The following is an 18733-nucleotide window of genomic DNA, read 5'->3' on the forward strand; positions in this document are numbered from 1 at the left end:
CCGGTGGCGGTGACGCCTCGGCGGACCTTGGGGTCCGGGGGAGTCTGAGCCCGACCGAGGGGCAACATATTTACACAGAATCCAACATGAGTGAACAGTGTGGCGGTGCCTTGTTCAGGCCCGTTGCTAAGGCCTCCGCTCCTCGCCTTTCACCCCTTGACGTGCGGCGCCCACGCCAACGGCGAGACGTACACCCGGAGTTCGCTCAGTCCGGGCAGTGGCGGCAGTGGGCGTACCCGCCAGTCGCGGGCGAAGGCCGGGACGCGGGATCCGGCGCGTACCACCACGGCGACCGGGCGCCGGCGGGCCAGTGCCGCCAGGCGGGCCTCGGTGAGGCTGCGGTCGTGGCCGGTGGTCTGGCGGGCGGTGCAGCCGGTGCGGTGGGCGAGGCGTACCGCTTCCGGGCCGCTGACCACGCAGGGGGCGCGTACGCCCTGGCGGTGCAGCGTCGCGGCGGCCGCGCCGAAGGCGGTCCGGCTCTCGCGCAGGCGCTTCGCGGCGCCGCTCAACACCGCGTACTGGACGGCGAGATGGCCCACGAGCAGCAGGGCGAGGACGGCTGCGACCAGAGGGCGGGAGCCTGGGCGCGGGGCGGTGGCGAGCCAGGTCAGGCCGAGTGCGGCGGGGAGGGAGAGCAGGGCGTAGGCGGGGAGCAGGAAGCGTGGCGCCGCGTAGCCGATGAGCAGGAGGTAGGGCACCGCGAGGGACAGGCCGGTGAGTGTCGGCAGGAGGATGCGGGCCGGGAAGCGGTCGCGTACGGCGGCCAGTGCGCCGACGGCGACGAGTACCGGCAGGGCGAACCACCAGAGCGCAGTGACCGGATGGCGCCAGGGGCCGCCGCAGGGGCGGCAGAGGGTGCGGCCGTTCAGGGTGCGTACCTGGTCGTCGAAGGCGAGGTGCGGGCCGAGGTGGCCCTGGATCTCGCTGGCGCGGTGCAGGCGTGCGCCGAGTCCGCCGTAGCTCGTGTACGCCTCGACGACCCACTGCGCGCCCCCGGCCGCCGTGCCCACCACGAGCGCCGCGAACAGCGCCGGGCGCCGCCACCTCCGTACGCACAGGGCGGCGAGCAGCAGCGGCAGGCCGAGCCACAGCGCGTCCGAGGGTCGCATCAGCGCGATGAAAGCCATGGCGGCGGCGAGGCCCAAGAGGGGGGCGGTGGGGGAGTGGGTGCCCGAGGTTCTGGGGTTTCCGTGGTCGCTGGCGCTGGCGTTCCCGGAGCCCCCGGCGAACCTGTCCCACGCGTCCGGCCCGGCCGCGTGCAGAAAGCACCCCACCGCGCACATCGCGCCCAGCGCCACCCACAGGTTCGGCATCGCCTGCGGGCCGTAGAAGACGGTGACCCACAGCCCCGCGAAGAGCGCGCCCGCGAGGGTCACCACCGCGGGCGGCAGCAGTCTGCGCCAGACCATCAGCGCGCAGAACAGGGCGGCGCCCGAGAGGACGGCCAGGTAGGCGCGGAGGGCGGGGACGGAGGAGGTCAGTGCGGTGACGGGGGCGATCAGGAAGGTGATGCCCCGGGAGCGGGGTGCGCTGAAGTACGCGGGCTCGGCGCCGGTGCCGAGTTGGCTGATGTACACCGTCTCGTCCCAGCCGAGGCCGGAGCCCGGCAGTACCACCACGAGCTGGACCAGGGTGAAGGCGGCGGCGACGGCCGCGAACCACCACGGGGCGCGGGGCCCGGCACGGCGTACGTCCAGGGGTACGGGTCCGCGCACCAGGTACTCCACCGGTGAGGTCCGCGTCATGGGCTCACGCTGCACCGGTCGCGCGGTGGCCGCCACGTGGCCGGGGCAGTCGGGGGGCGTACCGCCGCTGCTCCCGCCGGGTCTACGGCGTGATCGCCCCAAGGAGTGCCCGTGAGCACAGGCTCCGTACCTGGTCACGGGAGAGCCGGGGGTCGTCGACCCAGTCGAGGCAGACGGCGACCATGAAGGCCAGCCAGCCGTGGACGGCCAGGCGCAGGGCGTGCGGGTCCTCGGTGAGGGGCGTCAGGGTCGGGTCGGCGCCGAGGGCGTCGACGATCTGCCGTTCGTGCGCGGCCATCGCGCTGCGGTAGACCTCGCGTACCAGGGGGTCGCCCGTGGCCTCGGCGCGGTGGAAGGCGCGGAAGCCCTCGGCGTGGCTCTCCACGTAGGCGAGGAACCGGTCGATGCCGGTGTCGAGTTGCTCGCGGACCGGGATGCCCGGGATCGCGGCCGTCTGGCGCAGCATGCGCGCGCTCTCGTGGCGGACGACGGCGGCGAAGAAGTCCCGTTTGTTCGGGAAGTAGTGGTACAGCAGCCCGCGCGAGACGCCCGCGATCTCGGCGACCCGCTCGATCCAGACGTCGTCGTACGGACTCTGCGCGAAGAGCGTCGCGCCGACGGACAGCAACTGCTCCCTGCGTTCCTCCGTACTCAGACGGCGTCGGGTGCGCTGCCCGGGATTCGAGGTCATGGTTGTCAGCTTACTTACTTGACGTGAGTTCAATAGTGCGCCCAGACTGGTGTGCCAGTTATTGAATCCACGTACAACAAGCCTGACGGGCATGTGGTGGGCGGAGGAGCGGGCGATGGTGCGGACGACGAAGTCGGAGCCGGGTCCGGGCGCGGGGGCGAGTGCACAGGCAGGGGCAGGCGGGGTGGCGGAAGCCTCCGGGCCCGCGCCCGACTCCGCGACGTGCCCCGTGACCCGCCCCGTGGCGGATGACGGGGCGGATCACGGGACGGGTCACGCGGCCGCCCCCGCGCCGCACCCCAAGGGCTTCCGGAACGCCGCCCTGGGGTGGCCGGAACTCGACCGCATCCCGCACCCGCCGCGCCGACTGCCGTTCGCCGGTGATCTGCTCGGCGCCAATCTGCGGACGCCGGTGCAGGACTCGGTGCGCCTGGGGCGGGCGCTCGGGCCGATCTACCGGCGCAAGGCCTTCGGCAAGGAGTTCGTCTTCGTGGCGGGGGCGGAGCTGGCGGCGGACATCGCGGACGAGTCGCGGTTCGCCAAGCACGTCGGGCTCGGGGTCGCGAACCTGCGGCCGGTGGGCGGCGACGGGCTGTTCACGGCGTACAACCACGAGCCCAACTGGCAACTGGCGCACGAGATCCTGGCACCTGGGTTCAGCCGCGAGGCGATGGGCGGCTACCACCCGCTGATGCTGGACGTTACGCGCAGGCTCATGGAGCACTGGGACGAGCGGGCCCGCGCGGGCGCGTACGCGGACGTGCCCGGCGACATGACGAAACTGACCCTGGAGACCATCGCCCGCACCGGATTCGGGCACGACTTCGGCTCCTTCGACCGGGACCGTCCGCACCCCTTCGTCTCCGCGATGGTCGGCACCCTCGCCCACGCCCAGCGCCGCAACGTCGTACCGCGCGCCCTCGCCCCCATGGTCATGCGCCGCGCCGAGCGCCGTGGCGCGGCCGACATCGCCCTGCTCAACAGCACCGTCGACGAGGTGGTGGCGGCCCGCGCCCGCGGCGCCGCCGGACAGGGCGACCTGCTCGACCGGATGCTGGAGGTCGCGCACCCGGTCACCGGCGAGCGGCTGTCGCAGGAGAACATCCGGCGCCAGGTGATCACCTTCCTGATCGCCGGGCACGAGACCACCTCCGGCGCGCTCTCCTTCGCCCTGCACTACCTGTCCCGGAATCCCGGGATCCTGGCCCGGGCCCGTGCGGAGATCGACCGCGTCTGGGGCGACGTTCCGGAGCCCGGCTACGAACAGGTCGCCAAACTGCGGTACTTGCGCCGGGTCCTGGACGAGTCCATGCGACTGTGGCCCACCGCGCCCGGCTTCGCCCGGGAGGCGCGCGAGGACACCGTGCTCGGCGGCGTGCACCCGATGCGGCGGGGCGCGTGGGCGCTCGTCCTCACCATGCTGGTGCACCGCGACCCCGTCGCCTGGGGCCCGGACCCGGAGACCTTCGACCCCGACCGCTTCGCCCCGCAGGCGGTCCGCTCCCGCCCGCCGCACGTCTTCAAGCCCTTCGGCACCGGCGCCCGCGCCTGCATCGGCCGCCAATTCGCCCTGCACGAGGCCACGTTGGTACTCGGCATGCTCCTGCGCCGCTACGACCTCCACCCCGACCCCGCCTACCGCCTCCGCGTCACGGAGCGGCTGACCCTCATGCCGGAGGGGTTGCGGTTGCGGCCGGTGCGGAGGTGAGGGGACGCGGGTCGGCAGCCGAGGGTAAGCAGCCGCAGTGAGCCAGTTTGGCTGTGTGGCTTGGGAGTTACGTGACTAAAGCGGTCAACTCATCCGTATGCCTTGGGTGTTACGCGGCCGAGGTGAGCAACTTCCCCGCCGGAGTGGTGAGTTCTCGGCCCAGAAGTGCGCGCAGGGTGGAGTACCCGGCGGTGTCGCCGACCAGGACGCCGCCGAGCAGGGTGCGTCCGTCGGGGCCGAGGACGAGCTTGGCGTAGGTGCCCGCCGCGGCGTCGGCGTGGGTGAGCCGCAGGGCGCCCGGGGTGGTGGCGCGGACGTCGCCGAGGGAGGCCACGTCCACACCGAGCAGCTTCAGCTCGGTGGCCGTCGCGCCCCCCGTGAACAACGCGCCCTCGTCGCCGAGCAGTTGGCGGGCGACCGCCTCCGCCATCCGGTTCGCGGGCGCCACCAGGCCGTACGCCCGTCCGTCCACCGCCGCGCAGTCGCCGATGGCCCAGATGTGCGGGTCCTCCGTACGGCAGCGTTGGTCGGTGAGGATGCCGCCGCGCTCGGCCCGGGCCAGGCCCGCGCTCTCGGCGAGTTCGTCCCGGGGGCGGACTCCGGCCGCGAACACCACCAGACGCGCGGGCAGTTGGGTGCCGTCGGAGAGTTCGACGCGGTGTACCCGTCCGTCGGGTCCGGGCTCGACCTGTGACACCGCCGTACCGCAGTGCACGTCCACGCCCAGCCGCGTCACGAGACGGCCGAGCAGCGCACCGCCCTCCGCGTCGGTCTGGGCGGGCATCAGATGCGGCGCGGTCTCGACCACGTGCGGCCGTACGCCGAGATGGCGCAGCGCGTTCGCCGCCTCCAGGCCGAGCAGCCCGCCGCCGACGACCACTCCGGTCTCCACGCCGGCCGCGGCAGTGCGCAGGGCGGCGATGTCGTCGAGGGTGCGGTAGGTCAGGCAGCCGGGCAGCTCACGGCCGGGGACCGGCGGGACGAACGGCCGTGCACCGGTGGCGAGTACGAGCGCGTCGTAGCCGAGCCGGGCGCCGTCCGCGCAGGTGACCGTACGCGCCGCCCGGTCGATGCCGGTCACCGTGGTGCCGGTGCGCAGCTCGGTGTGCGGCCCGTCAAGGGCGGACAGTGCGAGGGCGGCGGGGCTGCGCCCCTCGGCGCAGGAGGACAGGGCGATCCGGTCGTAGGGCGCGTGCGGCTCCGCACCGAGGACGGTGACCTGCCAACGGCCCTCGGGGTCTTGCTCCCGCAGTTCGGTCACCAGCCGGTGGGCGGCCATACCGGCGCCTACGACCAAGAGGGTGCCGGTGCGGGGGCGGGCGGGGATCGGGTCGGAAGCGGCGCTGGCGGAAGGCGAGTTGAGGGAGTCTGCGCAAGGCGCGTGGGCGGCGGTGGCGCTGGTCATGCGGCGTCCTCTGTCAGCGGCGGCCGGGAGGCGGGCTCCGGCGACGACGGCCCGGAGGCGGAATCTTGTGCGGAATCTTGTGACGACGGCCCGGAGGTGGAGACGGATCCCGGTGGAGGTGCGGCGGCCAGGTCCGCGCACAGCCGCCGTACATCGTCGGCGCAGCTCCCGCAGCCGGTGGTGGCGCGGGTGCGCGCGGTCAGTGCGGGGAAGTCCCGGGCGCCGTCCCGCCAGGCGCCGCGCAGTGCCGCGCGGGTCACGTTGTTGCAGTGGCAGACCAGCGCGTCGTCCGGCAGTTCCCCGCCCGCCCCGCTCAGCGCGGGTACGCCGAGCAGCAGCGCGAGGTGGTCGGCGGGCACCGGCGCACCCGAGTCGTGCAGATGCGCGACGGCGGCGGCCCCACGCGGCAGCCCGTACAGCACCGCCCCCGCGAGCCGTCCGTCGCGCAGGGCCAGCGCCCCGTGCCGCTCCCCGTCCGGGTCCGAGAGCGTCACCAGCGGTGCGGCCCCCGCGAGCGTGCCGAAGCTGAGCACATCCAGCCCGGGAGCGCTGAGCCTGAGGAGGGGGCGGGTGCCCGGGAGGTACGTCACGTGAGAGGTCGAACTCGGGCCGGAAGAAGCCGAGTCGGGGCGAGCGGGGGTGGCGGGACCACGATTGGAGGGACCAGGGAAACCAGGGTTGGCGGGGCCGGGGTTGGCGGGACCAGGACCGTGCGCGAACCACTTCGCGAGCACCTCGGCCTGCCGCAGCGCCGCCGCGTCGTCGCCGGTACCGGCAGGGCTGGTGGTGGCTCGGCCGGCAGCGAGCCCCGGTCGCCCTACACCCGCCAACTGCCCACCGACATCGGCCCGTTCATCGGCCCGGGCCTCCCTCTGATCTCCGGCCCGAGCCTCGCTCTGATCTCCGGCCCGAGCCTCGCCCTGATCATCGGCCCGAAGCTCGGCGCAACCCCCCACCGCGTACACGAAGGGATCCGCCGTACGCAGCCCCTCGTCGACGAGAACGCCGGTGCGGACCGGGAGTCCGGCCGTCCGGGCGAGGGCGGTGCGCGGGACGGTGCCGGTGCACAGGAGGAGGGATTCGGCGGCGACGGCGGAGCAGTCGTCCAGGACGAGTTTGCCGTGGGACCAGGACACGGCCCGGCGGCCGGGGAGCAGTTCGATGCCTTCGCGTTCGAGCCGGGCCGCGAGCAGCCCGCCCGCGACCGTGTCCAGCGCGCCGTCGAGCGGATGGGCCGCCTCGTGGACGAGGGTGACCTCGCGTCCGGCACGGCGCAGCGCAAGGGCCGACTCGACGCCGCGTGCCGAGCCGCCGATGACGGCGACCGGCCCGCTGCGCGCGGCGGCCCGCGCCCAGTCGGCGGGACGGTCGAGCGTGATCGCGCCTTCGGTCAGGGCACCGTCCGCCGTCCGTACGCCGAGGACGTCGGGTATGTGGGCGGCCGCACCGGTCGCGAGTACGAGCCGGTCGTACGCGTACGCCTGCCCGTCGCCGGTGTGTACCAGGCGCCGCTCGCGGTCGATGCCGGTGACGACCCCGGTTCCGCGTACGACGTCCGCCGGGAGCGCGGGCAGGGCCGCGGCCTCGGGCGGCAGCGTGCCGTCGAGTACCGAGGGCAATAAGGCGACGTGGCAGGCGGGGCCGCCGGCGCCCGTGCTCAGGAGGGTCACCGGGCCCGGGTGCCCGTGGTGGTGCAGCCGCTCGGCGAGGTGATGGGCGGCGGAACCGTCACCGACGACGACTGTCCGGCTCACGTTTGTCGGGCTCACGTTTGTCGGGCTCACGCCTGTCGGGCTTACGCCTGCCCGGCCAGTTCGGTCCGTCCGGTTGGTTCGGTCCATCCGGCTCGTTTGGTCCGTCCGGCTCATGCGGGGACCGCCGTGACGTTCACCGCGCACACTTTGAACTCCGGCATTCTGCTGCGTGGGTCCAGCGCTGCATGAGTCAGCAGGTTGGCACGTCCCTCGCCCGGAAAATGGAACGGCAGGAAGACGGTGTCCGTACGCAACGTGCCGTCTGTGCGCACCCTCGCGACAGTGCTCCCGCGCGCCGAACTGATCCGCGCCAGTACGCCGTCGGCGACCCCGGCCCGCTCGGCCGTGTCGGGATGCATCTCGACGAACGCCTCGGGAGCGGCGGCCATCAGCTCGGGCACCCGGCGCGTCTGCGCACCCGACTGGTACTGCGCGAGCACCCGCCCGGTCGTCGCGTACAACGGATAGCGCTCGCTGGGCAGTTCGGCCGCGTCCCGGTGCTCGACGGCGGCGAAGAGCGCCCGCCCCGACGGCCGCGCGAAACGGTCGAGGAACAGGCGGGGGGTTCCCTCGGCGTACGGGGCAGCGGGTGCCGAAGCCACGTGGCCCGGCTCAACACGCGTGCTACTGCCCGTAGTTGCCGTTGTAGCTGTAGCTGTAGCTGCACCCACCCCGCCCCGGCCTCCGTCCCCGCCCTCCTCGGCAGGACAAGGCCAATGCACCGCCACCCCGGTATCCAGCCGCTCATGACTGATCCCGGAGTAGTCCGCCGGACCCCCCGCCGTGGCGCGACGCAGCTCCTCGAAGACCGCCCGAGCGTCGGTGGGAAAGCGGTCGGCGGGCTGGCCGAGGCGTACGGCGAGTTCGCTGAGGACGGTCAGTTCGTCCCGTACCTCCGTGGGGGGCGGCAGGAGTCGGCGCCTGCGCAGGACGCGGCCCTCCAGGCTGGTCATGGTCCCCTCCTCCTCGGCCCACTGGGCGACCGGGAGGACGACGTCCGCCATACGGGCCGTCTCGGAGGGCACGAAGTCGGCGACGACGAGGAGGTCGAGGGCGGCGAGGCGGGCCGCGACGCGGTCGGCGTCGGGGGCCGAGACGACCGGGTTGGAGCCGAAGACCAGCAGGGCGCGCGGGCCGCCGTCGGTGCCCAGCGCGTCCAGGAGCTCGAACGCGCTGCGGCCGGGGCCGGGCAGGTCCTGCGGAAGGACGCCCCAGACGTCGGCCACGTGTGCGCGGGCCGCCGGGTCGACGAGCAGCCGGTAGCCCGGGAGCTGGTCGGCCTTCTGGCCCATCTCGCGGCCGCCCTGCCCGTTGCCCTGGCCGGTCAGGCAGCCGTAGCCGCTGCCCTCGCGCCCGGGCAGGCCGAGCGCCAGCGCCAGGTTGATGAACGCGGAGACCGTGTCGGTGCCCTTGCTGTGCTGTTCGGCGCCGCGCCCGGTGAGGATGTACGCACGCCGGGCGTTGCCCAACAGCCGTACCGCTTCCCGGAGTTCGGCCACCGGCACCCCGGTGACCCGCTCCGTTCGCTCGGGCCACCAGGCGGCGACCCGTCCCCAGGTCGCGTCGAAGCCCTCGGTGCGCTCCGCCACGTACTCCTTGTCGACGACGCCCTCGGTGACCGCGAGGTGCAGCAGTCCGAGGGCGAGCGCGAGGTCGGTGCCGGGCGCGGGCTGGAGGTGCAGGGCGGCGCGGGCGGCGGTACGGGTGCGGCGCGGGTCGATCACGATCAGGTCGGCGCGGTCGAGGTGCCGCATCAGCGGCGGCATGGTCTCGGCCGGGTTGGCGCCCGCGAGCAGCACCACCTCCGCCTCGCCGAGGTCGGTCACCGGGAACGGCAGCCCCCGGTCGACCCCGAACGCCGCGAGCCCCGCGGCCGCCGCCGAGGACATGCAGAACCGGCCGTTGTAGTCGATCTGGCTGGTGCCGAGCGCGAGCCGGGCGAACTTGCCGAGCAGATACGCCTTCTCGTTGGTGAGCCCGCCGCCGCCGAACACGGCCGCGGCATCCGCGCCGTGCCGCTCGCGGACCCGGTTCAGGCCCGCGACGACGGTGTCCAGCGCGGTGTCCCAGTCCGCCGGGACCAGGTTGCCGTCGGCGCCGCGCACCAGCGGCGTACGGAGCCGGTCGGGGGTGTCCAGGACGGCGGGTGCGGTCCACCCCTTCTGGCACAGTCCGCCCCGGTTGACCGGGAACTCGGCGTCGGGCTCGACCCGTACGCCCTCCGGTCCGGTGGTCAGTCGTATTCCGCACTGCAATGCGCAATACGGGCAATGCGTGGCTACGCCGGTACGCGCGCCCTCGAACATGACAGTCCCCCCGTGGCCGTCGTGCCGTTCCCCTCGGCGTGGGAAGCTTCCCACGATCCGCCCGTACCTGGCTGCGAGGTGGATCACCACCCCCCTCCCTCGCGAAGGTGCCACTTGTCCGATTGGTCGGATGCTGTGGAGGGGTTTGCGGGGGAATGCCGGGCGGGGGCGCGGACCCGGCGGTGCCGCGTCAGCGACGCAGATCACCGCGAACGCGGGTGCCCCGCCGTTGTGCGAAGGGGTACGCTCTGATGAGCTGTCTAAGTTACCGCTTAGTAGCAGCAGGTTTCCGCCGGTCGGACCGGTGGCAGGCCGGTCACCACACCAACCGCAGCACACCAAACCTACGTCCATCAGCCCCACCGGGACGGTTCGAGGAGCCCCCATGCAACTCGCCGCGATCGTCGTTTCGCTGTCACTCAGCGCGGTCGGCATTGCATTGTTCGTGCGCGCCTTCTGGCACTTCTTCCGCTTCTTCAGCCTGGGTGCGCCGCTGCCGGAGAACGCGAACCGCCTGGACAACCCCTGGCAGCGCAGCGTGACGCTGGTCAAGGAGTTCCTGGGCCACACGCGGATGGCGCAGTGGGGCCTGGTGGGCTTCGCGCACTGGTTCGTGGCGCTGGGCTTCTACACCCTGGTGCTGACGATCCTCAACGCCTACGGCCAGCTCTTCGAGCCGGACTGGGTGCTGCCGATCATCGGCGGCTGGCTGCCGTACGAGATGTACATCGAGTTCATCGGTACCGGCACCACCCTCGGCATCATCACGATGTTCGTGATCCGGCAGCTCAGCCTGCCGACGAAGCCGGGCCGCAAGTCCCGCTTCGCGGGCTCGAACCGGGCGCACGCCTACTTCGTCGACATCGTCATCTTCCTCATCGGTCTCTCGGTGATGACGCTGCGCGGCCTCGAAGGCGTACTGCACCACGCGGACTACGGCCCGGAGAACTACGTCTCCTACGGTCTGACCCTCCTCTTCGAGGGCATGGCCACCGCCGACGTCGAGACCCTCGTCTACTTCTTCGCCATGCTGAAGCTGGGCGCCTCGTTCATCTGGATGATCACGGTCAGCCTGAACCTCGACATGAGCATCGCCTGGCACCGGATGCTCGGCTTCCCCAACATCTGGTTCAAGCGCGAGTCCTCGGGCCGTACCGCCCTGGGTGCGCTGCAGCCGATGTCCTCGGGTGGTAAGCCGATCAATTTCGAGGACCCGGGTGAGGACGAGGTCTACGGTGTTTCGCAGGTGGAGCAGTTCTCGTGGAAGGGTCTGCTGGACTTTTCCACGTGTACGGAGTGCGGGCGTTGTCAGTCGCAGTGCCCGGCGTGGAACACGGGCAAGCCGCTGTCGCCGAAGCTGCTGATCATGTCGCTGCGGGACAACTCGCATGCCAAGGCGCCGTATCTGCTGGCCGGTGGCGGCAAGACCGTCGAGGGTGAGGAGAAGGGCAGCGAGGAGCAGCTCGCCGGTGTCCCGGCCGCGGCTCTCGCGGAGGCGGAGCGGCCGTTGATCGGTACCGCCGAGGAGAACGGCGTGATCGACCCGGACGTGCTGTGGTCCTGCACCACCTGTGGCGCGTGTGTGGAGCAGTGCCCGGTCGACATTGAGCATGTGGACCACATCGTCGATATGCGGCGTTACCAGGTGATGATCGAGTCCAGCTTCCCGTCTGAGGCGGGGACGATGCTGAAGAACCTGGAGAAGAAGGGCAACCCGTGGGGGTTGGCGAAGAAGCAGCGTCTGGAGTGGACCAAGGAGGTCGACTTCGAGGTCCCGGTGGTCGGTAAGGACATCGAGGACCTGTCCGAGGTCGACTACCTGTACTGGGTGGGCTGCGCGGGCGCTCTGGAGGACCGGGCGAAGAAGACCACCAAGGCCTTCGCCGAGCTCCTGCACATCGCCGGGGTCAAGTTCGCCATCATGGGCGGGGATGAGAAGTGCACGGGTGACTCCCCGCGCCGTCTCGGCAACGAACCCTTGTTCCAGGAGTTGGCGATGGAGAACGTCGCCGCGCTGAACATGGCCTTCGGCGAGGAGACCGACGACGACGGCAAGGTGACCGCCGAGTCCAAGAAGCCGAAGTCCGCGAAGAAGATCGTCGCGACGTGCCCGCACTGCCTCAACACCCTGGGCAACGAGTACCCGCAGCTCGGCGGTGACTACGAGGTCATCCACCACACCCAGCTGCTGCAACACCTCGTGGACGAGGGCAAGTTGATCCCGGTGACGCCGGTCGAGGGGATCATCACCTACCACGACCCGTGCTACCTGGGCCGTCACAACAAGATCTACACGCCGCCCCGCGAGATCATCGCCAAGGTTCCGGGCCTCAGGAACGAGGAGATGCACCGTCACAAGGAACGCGGCTTCTGCTGCGGCGCGGGTGGTGCGCGGATGTGGATGGAAGAGCGGATCGGCAAGCGCATCAACAACGAGCGCGTGGACGAGGCACTGTCCCTCAACCCGGACATCGTCTCCACCGCCTGCCCGTTCTGCCTGGTCATGCTCACCGACTCCGTCAACGGCAAGAAGAACGACGGCGTCGCCAAGGAGAGCATCACCGTCGTCGACGTCGCCCAACTCCTCCTCGACTCGGTCAAGACGCCGGGCGAGCCCGCCGGTGAGGCGGAGTCCGAGGAAGTCCCGGAGCCCGAGCCGGTGAAGTAGGGCCGTAACGCCGTACAAGCGAAGAGCCAGGGCCGGAACCGCAACTCGCGGTTCCGGCCCTGGCTTTGGTCTTTGGTCTTTGGCTGTGGTCTTTCCCGGCGTACCGAAGCGGCAACGGAACCGGACTCGGAAACGGAAACGGACACGAAAACGGGGCGCCGCCCACAAGCAGCGCCCCGTTCCCGCACGTCCTACGCGTCGAAGTCCAGCCGTACGTGGTCCGAGGCGGGGCGGGCCTGGCACGGGAGCGTGTACCCGGCGTCCTGTTCCTCCTGGGTCAGGGCGTAGCGACGGTCGAGTACGACCTTGCCGTCGGTCACCCGCGCCCGGCACGAGCCGCACAGGCCGTCGCGGCAGGAGTACGGGGTCTCCGGCCGGTGACGCAGTACCGCCGCGAGGAGCGAGGCGTCCTGGGGGGTCATCTCGGCCTCGGTGCTGCGGCCGTTGAGCCGGGCGGTGACCCGTGCGCCGCCGCCCTCGGTCTCGGCGCCGCGGGGTGCGCGGTCCTGTGCGTCGGGGTCCGTCGAGAACAGCTCGCGGCGGACGCGGGACGCGGGGGCGCCGAGCTCCCGCAGCACCTCGTCCGCGGATTCCACCAGGCCCCAGGGGCCGCAGAGGTAGAAGTGCGTACGAGGGTCCTCGGGCAGGGCGCCGAGTCCGGCCAGCAGACGCGGCAGCTTCACGGCGTCGACGCGGCCGGAGAGGAGCTCCGACTCGCGCTCCTCCCGGGACAGCACGTGCAGGACGAAGAACCGGCCGGTGTGGCGGTCCTTGAGGTCCGCGATCTCCTCGGCGAGGAGGGTCGAGCGTGCCGTGCGGTTGGCGTAGACGAGCGAGACCTTGCACGACGGGTCGTCGCGCAGGGCGGCCGCCGCCATGCTCAGCAGGGGCGTGATGCCGCTGCCGCCGCCGATCAGGACGTGGTGCGCGCCGGGCCGGTCGACGAGCGTGAAACTGCCCTTCGGCGGGCCGACTTCGAGGCGGTCGCCCCGGGTCAGCCGCGTCACGGCGTGCTCGCCGAAGCCGCCCGGGCCGAGCTGCTTGACGACGATGCGCAGGGTCCCCACCGCCGCGGAGCCGGGCGGCTGGCAGATCGAGTAGCTGCGCCGGATCTCCTCGCCCGTGCCGTCCGCGCCCAGGTGGTGGCGTACGGCGATGTGCTGGCCGGGGCGGTGGGTGAAGGTGGCGGCCAGCCCGTCGGGGAGCCCGAGGGTGACGGCCACGGCGGTTTCGGTGAGCCGGTCCACCTGGTGCACCGGCAGCGAGTGGAAGCCGGGCGCGGGCGCGGCCGGGGTCGGCAGGTTCCGGTCGCGGCTCGGTGTGCTGGGGGTACGGACTGCTCCGTCTACTGGTGTCATATCGCCTTCATGTGGCCGAAGGTCTCCCGGCAGGCGACGCACACCAGCACGGACTGGCAGCGCGTCACCCCGAAGGGGCTCTGCGGCCGGGTGGCCGTCGAGCCGCAGTGCGGACACACCGCGCCGGTGCCGAGCCGTACTTCCAGCGGCGCGGTCCGGCTGCCCGGTGGTGAGATGCCGTTCTCGGCGAGCTTGCGCCGCCCCTCGTCGGTGATCCAGTCGGTGGTCCAGGCGGGTGCGAGAACGGTCCGCACGCGCCCGTCGGGGTGCCCGCAGCGGGCGAGTTCGGCCTTGATGTCCGCCACGATGATGTCCATGGCGGGGCAGCCGGTGTACGTGGGGGTGACGACGACCTCGACGATGCCGTCCGGCGCCTCGGCCACCTCCCGTACCACCCCGAGTTCCGCCAGGGTGATCAGCGGCAGCTCCGGGTCCGGAACCGCACCGACCCGCTCCCGTACCTCCTCGGGAGCCAGCCGCTCGCGCATGGCCGCCGTCACCAGGTGCCTCCGGGATACTGCCGGTGCACCGCCTGGAGTTCGGCGATCAGCGGTCCGAAGCCCTCGGTGTGCAGGCCCTGCCGGCCGCCCTGGGAATGCCAGTTGGGCTTGGGCAGGGTCAGCCCGGCGCGGGTCAGGACGGCGCCGACGGCCGCGTCCCAGTCCGCGCGCAGGCTCGCCGGGTCGACGGCGACACCCGCCGCGACGAGCCGCGCGGTGACCTCGTCGGCCGCGAACAGCTCGGCGATGTACGGCCAGACCCGGTCCAGGCCCGCCTGCATCCGGCGGTGGCTCTCCTCGGTACCGGTGCCGAGGCGGACCGCCCACTGCTCGGCGTGCGTGCAGTGGTAGGCGGACTCCTGGACGGCCTTGGTGACGAACGCGGCGAGCACAGGGTCCGCGGAGCCCGCGAGCGCGGTGTAGAGCAGCCGGGTGTGGTGGGCGAGGCAGAGCTGACGCGCGATGGTGACCGCGTAGTCGCCGTTGGGGATCTCCGCGAGCAGCACGTTGCGGAACTGCCGCTCGGTGCGGGTGAACGCGAGGGAGTCCTCGTCGCCGCCGCCGGTCAGCTCGGCGGAGTACGAGAGCAGGGTGCGGGCGTGGCCGAGCAGGTCCAGGGCGATGTTGGACAGCGCCAGGTCCTCCTCGATGGAGGGCGCCCGGGTCACCCAGCCGGAGAGCCGCTGGCACAGGATCAGGGCGTCGTCGCCGAGCGCGAGCGCGTAGCGGGCGGTGTCGCGCTCCAGGGCGGCGGTGTCGTGCGGGATGCCTTCGACCGCCACGTCCGCGACCGGCGCGTCCACAACTGCCGTGTCCCCGGCCGCCGTTGCCTCAGTGGCCATGGTCACCGCCGCCCGCCGGAGCCGCGTACTGCTCGGAGAGCCGGTACGGCTTGCCGGTGCCGTTGCTGAACAGCGGCTCCTTCTCGTCCGGCGAGGTGGCCCGGATGTCCGCGGAGCGCACCACCCAGATCGAGGACGGTTCGCCGCGCCGGGTGTACAGGTCACGGGCGTTGGCCATGGCCAGGTCCGCGTCGGCGCCCAGTACCGAGCCGACGTGCTGGTGCCCCAGGCCGCGGCGGGTTCTGACGAAGACCTCCCACGGCGTCTCGACCGCGGTGGTCACGGGTGTGCTCATGCCGGATTCCCCCTGTTCTGTTCGGCGGCCGGTCCGGCCGCCGGTGTCTGTGCTGCTTGCGCTGCCTGTGCTGCCTGTTCCGGCTGTTCGGCCTGTTCCTGCTGCTCGGCCTCCCGCCGCGCCGCCGCGACGGCCGCCTCGCGTACCCAGGCGCCGTCCTCGTGCGCGGCGCGCCGGTGGGCCAGGCGCTGGCGGGCGCACTGGGTGTCGTCGCCGAGCACCTCGCGGTACTGGTCCCAGCTCACCGGGGTGAAGTCGTAGTGCCCGGTCTCGGCGTTCCAGGCCAGGGCCGGGTCGGGCAGGCTCAGGCCCAGTTCCTCGGCCTGCGGTACGCAGATGTCCACGAACCGCTGGCGCAGCTCGTCGTTGGGGTGGCGCTTGATGCCCCAGGCGATGGCGCGCTTGGTGTGGGCGGCGCCGAAGGAGGCGGCGCGGTCCTTGCTCCCGGGGGTGTCCGGCGGGCCGAACATCAGCGCCACGGCGGGCAGCCACCAGCGGTTGACCGCGTCCTGCGCCATCTCCCGCTGCTCGGGCGTGCCCTGGCACAGCGCGCGCAGCTGGTCGAAGCCCTGCCGTACGTGGAAGGTCTCCTCCTGGCAGATGCGCAGCATGGCGCGGGCGTACGGGCCGTACGAGGTCCGGCACAGCGGGACCTGGTTGATCACCGCGGCGCCGTCCGTCAGCCAGGCGATCGCCCCGGTGTCCGCCCAGCTCAGCGCGGGGTGGTTGAAGGTGCCCGCGTAGCGCTGGCGGCCGTTGTGCAGGGCGTCGAGGAGTTCGGCGCGGCTGACGCCGAGGGTCTGGGCCGCCGCGTAGAGGTAGAGCCCGTGTCCGGCCTCGTCCTGCACCTTGGCGAGCAGGACGGCCTTGCGGCGCAGCGAGGGGGCGCGGGCGATCCAGGCGCCCTCCGGCTGCATTCCGATGATCTCGGAGTGGGCGTGCTGGGCGATCTGCCGTACGAGCATGCGCCGGTAGCCGTCCGGCATCCAGTCGTGCGGCTCCACCCGTTCGTCGTTGCGGAGCAGTTCCTCGAACCGCTCCTCAAGGCGCTCGTCGAGCGCGGCGTCGGCGGTCATCATCAGGCCTTCCCTGCGGTGGTCACGGACTCTTGACTGTCGACGGCCGCGGGTGCGGCCGGTGTTGCCTGGGAGGTCGGTGGCTCGTCGCGCTCCTGAAGGCCGCTCAGGAAGCGCTGGTGGAAGCGGCGCAGCGGGCCGGGCGCCCACCAGTTGGCCTGGCCGAACAGCGCCATGAGGGACGGCACGAGCAGTGCGCGGACGAGCGTGGCGTCGATGACGACCGAGGCGGCCGTGCCGAGGCCGAGCTGCTTGATGAAGATCAGCCGGGACAGCATCAGCGCGCCGAGCGGGATGCAGAACAGCACCGCGGCGAGGGTGACGGTGCGGCCGACCTTCTCCAGGCCGGTGGCGATGGCCTCGCGGTCCGGCAGGCCGTTGTCGACGCCCTCCTTGATGCGGGAGAGCAGGAATACCGTGTAGTCGGTCGACATGGCCAGGGCCACCGCGAGCAGGATGATGAGCATCGTCGGCTGGAGCGCGCCCTGGCTGGTGAAGTCGAGGGCGCCCGCGAAGTGGCCGTCCTGGAACACGAAGATCAGCAGGCCGAGGGTGGCGGCGAGGGTCAGCAGGTTGGTGATTACGGCCTTCAGCGGGAGCACCACCGAGCCGGTCATCGCGAACAGGATGAACAGCGTGGTCAGCGACATCAGGCCGAGGGCGAGCGGCAGCCGGTCGCCGAGGCTGGTCATCATCGCGTCGTACAGCGCGGTGTTGCCGGTGGGCACCGTCGGATACGGGGCGGCCACCTTCTCGATCGCGTCCAGGGTGTCCTGGGCGGCCGTCGAGAGCGGGGCGTCCTTCAGGGCGACCTGGGTTTCCCACATGCCGTCGCCGATCGGGCGCGGCGGCGTGACGTCGGCGACGCCGTCGACCTTGCCCAACTCCTTGCTGTAGGCGGCGAGTTCGGTGCCCGCGTGCTTGGGGGCCTTCGAGATGAGGTGTACCGGCGACTGGAGCGAGCCGGGGAACTCCTTCTCCAGCGTGGTGTAGACGCGGCCCGCGTCGGAGTCCTCGGGCATCGAAGCGGCGTCGATGCCGGTGAACTTGATGCCGAAGGCGGGCAGCGCGAGGACGAGCAGTACGGCACTTGCGGCGAGGGCGGCGCTGACGGGGCGGCGCATCACGCCGTGCGAGAAGCGGTACCAGCGGCCGCCGGACTCGCTGCCCGTGCGCGGCTCCTGGGCGCGCTGCCAGCTCTTGGGCGCCCACTTGTTGACGCGCTCGCCGAGCACGGCGAGCAGGGCCGGAAGCCCGAGCAGCGCGAAGAGCAGCGCGCCGAGCGAGGTCGCGATACCGGCGACGCCCATCGTGTACAGGAAGCGCTGCGGGAAGACGAGCAGCGAGGCGAGCGCCGTGGCGACGGTCAGGCCGCTGAACAGGACGGTACGGCCCGCGGTGCGCAGGGTGCGGGCGATGGCCTCGTGGGTGGAGTGACCCGCGCGCAGCTCCTCGCGGAAGCGGGAGATGATCAGCAGGCTGAAGTCGATGGACAGGCCGATGCCGAGCGCCATCACCAGGTTGAGCGCGAAGACCGAGAGGTCGACGACGGTCATCACCGCGCCGAGCACACCGAGCGCCACGGCGATGGAGACGAGTGCGCCGCCGAGCGGGATCAGTGCCGCGATCAGGCCGCGGAAGATGAACAGCAGCAGGATCAGCAGGACCGGGAAGGCGAGCGCCTCCGCCTTGCCGAGGTCCTCGCTGGAGATCGCGCTGGCCTCGACGTTCGAGGTGGTCGGGCCGCCGAGGGTGACGTGTTCGCGCAGCTGCTTGTCGGCGTCCAGGGCGTCCTGGGTCTTGGTGACCGCCTTGGTGACGGCGTCACCCGGCGCGAATCCGCTGACGGTGGCGACGAAGTAGGTGCTCTTGCCGTCCTTGCGGACCATCGCCGGGTTCTTCGCCGAGACGTAGTCCACGACGTCGGCGACCTCGGGCCGCTTCTCGATCAACTCGACGGCGCGCCGCAGCACTTCGGGCCGCTCGCCGGAGGCGGGATCGACCGGTTCGTCCAGCTCGACGAGGACCACATAGCCCTGTTCGAGGTTGGCGCCGGTCGCCTTCTCCACGTCGTCCAGGACCCGGACGGCGGTGGACTCGGCGTCGTCGTAGTCGTCCACGCCCATGGTCATGGACGTCATCTGGGAGCCGCCGCCCGCCAGGGCGACGAGCGCGAGAAGTCCGACCGTCCAGAGCAGACGCCTGGGCCCCTTCTCCAGCAGGTTCAACAGCCTTGCGAACACGCCAAATTGCCTTTCGTACGGAACTCGGGGGGTGGGGGTGAGGCGCGGCTTCGGGCCTTCGGGGACGTGCAACCCCCCAGGTGAGATGAGGGAGCGGCACGCGCTCGCTATCCCTGGCCGGGCTATGGGCTAGGCCACACCG

General features: G+C 72.0%; 13 protein-coding genes. 2 read left to right on the top strand and 11 right to left on the bottom strand.

The window, feature by feature from the left end; translation table 11 throughout:
* Window positions 1-149: 149 nt before the first annotated feature.
* Both HUT18_RS19230 and HUT18_RS19235 read right to left on the bottom strand, forming a co-directional pair.
* A complete protein-coding gene (locus HUT18_RS19230; protein ID WP_254878700.1) occupies window positions 150-1745 on the bottom strand; it encodes a hypothetical protein in 1596 nt (531 codons plus the stop codon).
* Between the two features lie 82 nt (window positions 1746-1827).
* Window positions 1828-2436, bottom strand: coding sequence for a TetR/AcrR family transcriptional regulator (locus HUT18_RS19235; protein WP_176101852.1), 609 nt, complete (start codon window positions 2434-2436; stop codon window positions 1828-1830).
* Window positions 2437-2551: 115 nt separating this feature from the next.
* On the opposite strand from HUT18_RS19235, the gene HUT18_RS19240 reads away from it, so the two are divergent.
* Window positions 2552-4144, top strand: coding sequence for a cytochrome P450 (locus tag HUT18_RS19240; RefSeq protein ID WP_254878701.1), 1593 nt, complete (start codon window positions 2552-2554; stop codon window positions 4142-4144).
* A 109-nt stretch (window positions 4145-4253) separates the two neighbouring features.
* Here the strand turns inward: HUT18_RS19240 and HUT18_RS19245 are convergent, their stop codons facing one another.
* The 3 genes from HUT18_RS19245 to HUT18_RS19255 all read right to left on the bottom strand — a co-directional run bounded on the left by HUT18_RS19245 (window position 4254) and on the right by HUT18_RS19255 (window position 9609).
* Window positions 4254-5549: an NAD(P)/FAD-dependent oxidoreductase gene (locus HUT18_RS19245; protein ID WP_176101853.1), complete on the bottom strand. Its 1296-nt coding sequence runs from the start codon at window positions 5547-5549 to the stop codon at window positions 4254-4256.
* A complete protein-coding gene (locus HUT18_RS19250; protein ID WP_176101854.1) occupies window positions 5546-7303 on the bottom strand; it encodes an FAD-dependent oxidoreductase in 1758 nt (585 codons plus the stop codon). Before HUT18_RS19250 ends, HUT18_RS19245 begins: the two co-directional genes overlap by 4 nt.
* A 110-nt stretch (window positions 7304-7413) precedes the next feature.
* Entirely contained in the window at window positions 7414-9609 is a 2196-nt protein-coding gene (locus HUT18_RS19255; protein WP_176101855.1) for a molybdopterin oxidoreductase family protein, read from the bottom strand.
* A gap of 385 nt (window positions 9610-9994) precedes the next feature.
* On the opposite strand from HUT18_RS19255, the gene HUT18_RS19260 reads away from it, so the two are divergent.
* Window positions 9995-12277, top strand: a complete 2283-nt coding sequence (locus HUT18_RS19260) for a (Fe-S)-binding protein (RefSeq protein ID WP_176101856.1) — start codon at window positions 9995-9997, stop codon at window positions 12275-12277.
* A gap of 191 nt (window positions 12278-12468) precedes the next feature.
* On the opposite strand, the gene HUT18_RS19265 is transcribed toward HUT18_RS19260, so the two are convergent.
* From HUT18_RS19265 to HUT18_RS19290, 6 genes are read right to left on the bottom strand one after another with little or no spacing between them, the layout of a single operon-like run.
* Window positions 12469-13635 carry a 2Fe-2S iron-sulfur cluster-binding protein gene (locus HUT18_RS19265; RefSeq protein WP_176101857.1) on the bottom strand — a complete coding sequence of 389 codons (1167 nt, stop codon included), beginning with the start codon at window positions 13633-13635 and terminating at the stop codon, window positions 12469-12471.
* Entirely contained in the window at window positions 13632-14123 is a 492-nt protein-coding gene (paaD, locus tag HUT18_RS19270; protein ID WP_176104646.1) for a 1,2-phenylacetyl-CoA epoxidase subunit PaaD, read from the bottom strand. Before paaD ends, HUT18_RS19265 begins: the two co-directional genes overlap by 4 nt.
* 8 nt (window positions 14124-14131) lie before the next feature.
* On the bottom strand, window positions 14132-14977 hold the full coding sequence (gene paaC / locus HUT18_RS19275; protein ID WP_176101858.1) for a 1,2-phenylacetyl-CoA epoxidase subunit PaaC: 846 nt from the start codon (window positions 14975-14977) through the stop codon (window positions 14132-14134).
* On the bottom strand, window positions 14967-15272 hold the full coding sequence (gene paaB / locus HUT18_RS19280) for a 1,2-phenylacetyl-CoA epoxidase subunit PaaB (RefSeq protein ID WP_176101859.1): 306 nt from the start codon (window positions 15270-15272) through the stop codon (window positions 14967-14969). The genes paaC and paaB overlap by 11 nt, the downstream gene beginning before the upstream one ends.
* Window positions 15269-16351 (bottom strand): 1,2-phenylacetyl-CoA epoxidase subunit PaaA, encoded by a 1083-nt coding sequence (gene paaA / locus HUT18_RS19285; protein ID WP_176101860.1) that lies wholly within the window; start codon window positions 16349-16351, stop codon window positions 15269-15271. The genes paaB and paaA overlap by 4 nt, the downstream gene beginning before the upstream one ends.
* Window positions 16351-18591: an MMPL family transporter gene (locus HUT18_RS19290; RefSeq protein WP_176101861.1), complete on the bottom strand. Its 2241-nt coding sequence runs from the start codon at window positions 18589-18591 to the stop codon at window positions 16351-16353. Before HUT18_RS19290 ends, paaA begins: the two co-directional genes overlap by 1 nt.
* Window positions 18592-18733: the final 142 nt, after the last annotated feature.

Source organism: Streptomyces sp. NA04227 (assembly GCF_013364195.1).
Lineage (GTDB): Bacteria > Actinomycetota > Actinomycetes > Streptomycetales > Streptomycetaceae > Streptomyces.

Coding starts and splice junctions, on each gene's coding strand:
- HUT18_RS19230 (WP_254878700.1), bottom strand. CDS start 1,745: ATGACGCGGACCTCACCGGTGGAGTACCTGGTGCGCGGACCCGTACCC.
- HUT18_RS19235 (WP_176101852.1), bottom strand. CDS start 2,436: ATGACCTCGAATCCCGGGCAGCGCACCCGACGCCGTCTGAGTACGGAG.
- HUT18_RS19240 (WP_254878701.1), top strand. CDS start 2,552: ATGGTGCGGACGACGAAGTCGGAGCCGGGTCCGGGCGCGGGGGCGAGT.
- HUT18_RS19245 (WP_176101853.1), bottom strand. CDS start 5,549: ATGACCAGCGCCACCGCCGCCCACGCGCCTTGCGCAGACTCCCTCAAC.
- HUT18_RS19255 (WP_176101855.1), bottom strand. CDS start 9,609: ATGTTCGAGGGCGCGCGTACCGGCGTAGCCACGCATTGCCCGTATTGC.
- HUT18_RS19260 (WP_176101856.1), top strand. CDS start 9,995: ATGCAACTCGCCGCGATCGTCGTTTCGCTGTCACTCAGCGCGGTCGGC.
- HUT18_RS19265 (WP_176101857.1), bottom strand. CDS start 13,635: ATGACACCAGTAGACGGAGCAGTCCGTACCCCCAGCACACCGAGCCGC.
- paaD (WP_176104646.1), bottom strand. CDS start 14,123: ATGCGCGAGCGGCTGGCTCCCGAGGAGGTACGGGAGCGGGTCGGTGCG.
- paaC (WP_176101858.1), bottom strand. CDS start 14,977: ATGGCCACTGAGGCAACGGCGGCCGGGGACACGGCAGTTGTGGACGCG.
- paaB (WP_176101859.1), bottom strand. CDS start 15,272: ATGAGCACACCCGTGACCACCGCGGTCGAGACGCCGTGGGAGGTCTTC.
- paaA (WP_176101860.1), bottom strand. CDS start 16,351: ATGATGACCGCCGACGCCGCGCTCGACGAGCGCCTTGAGGAGCGGTTC.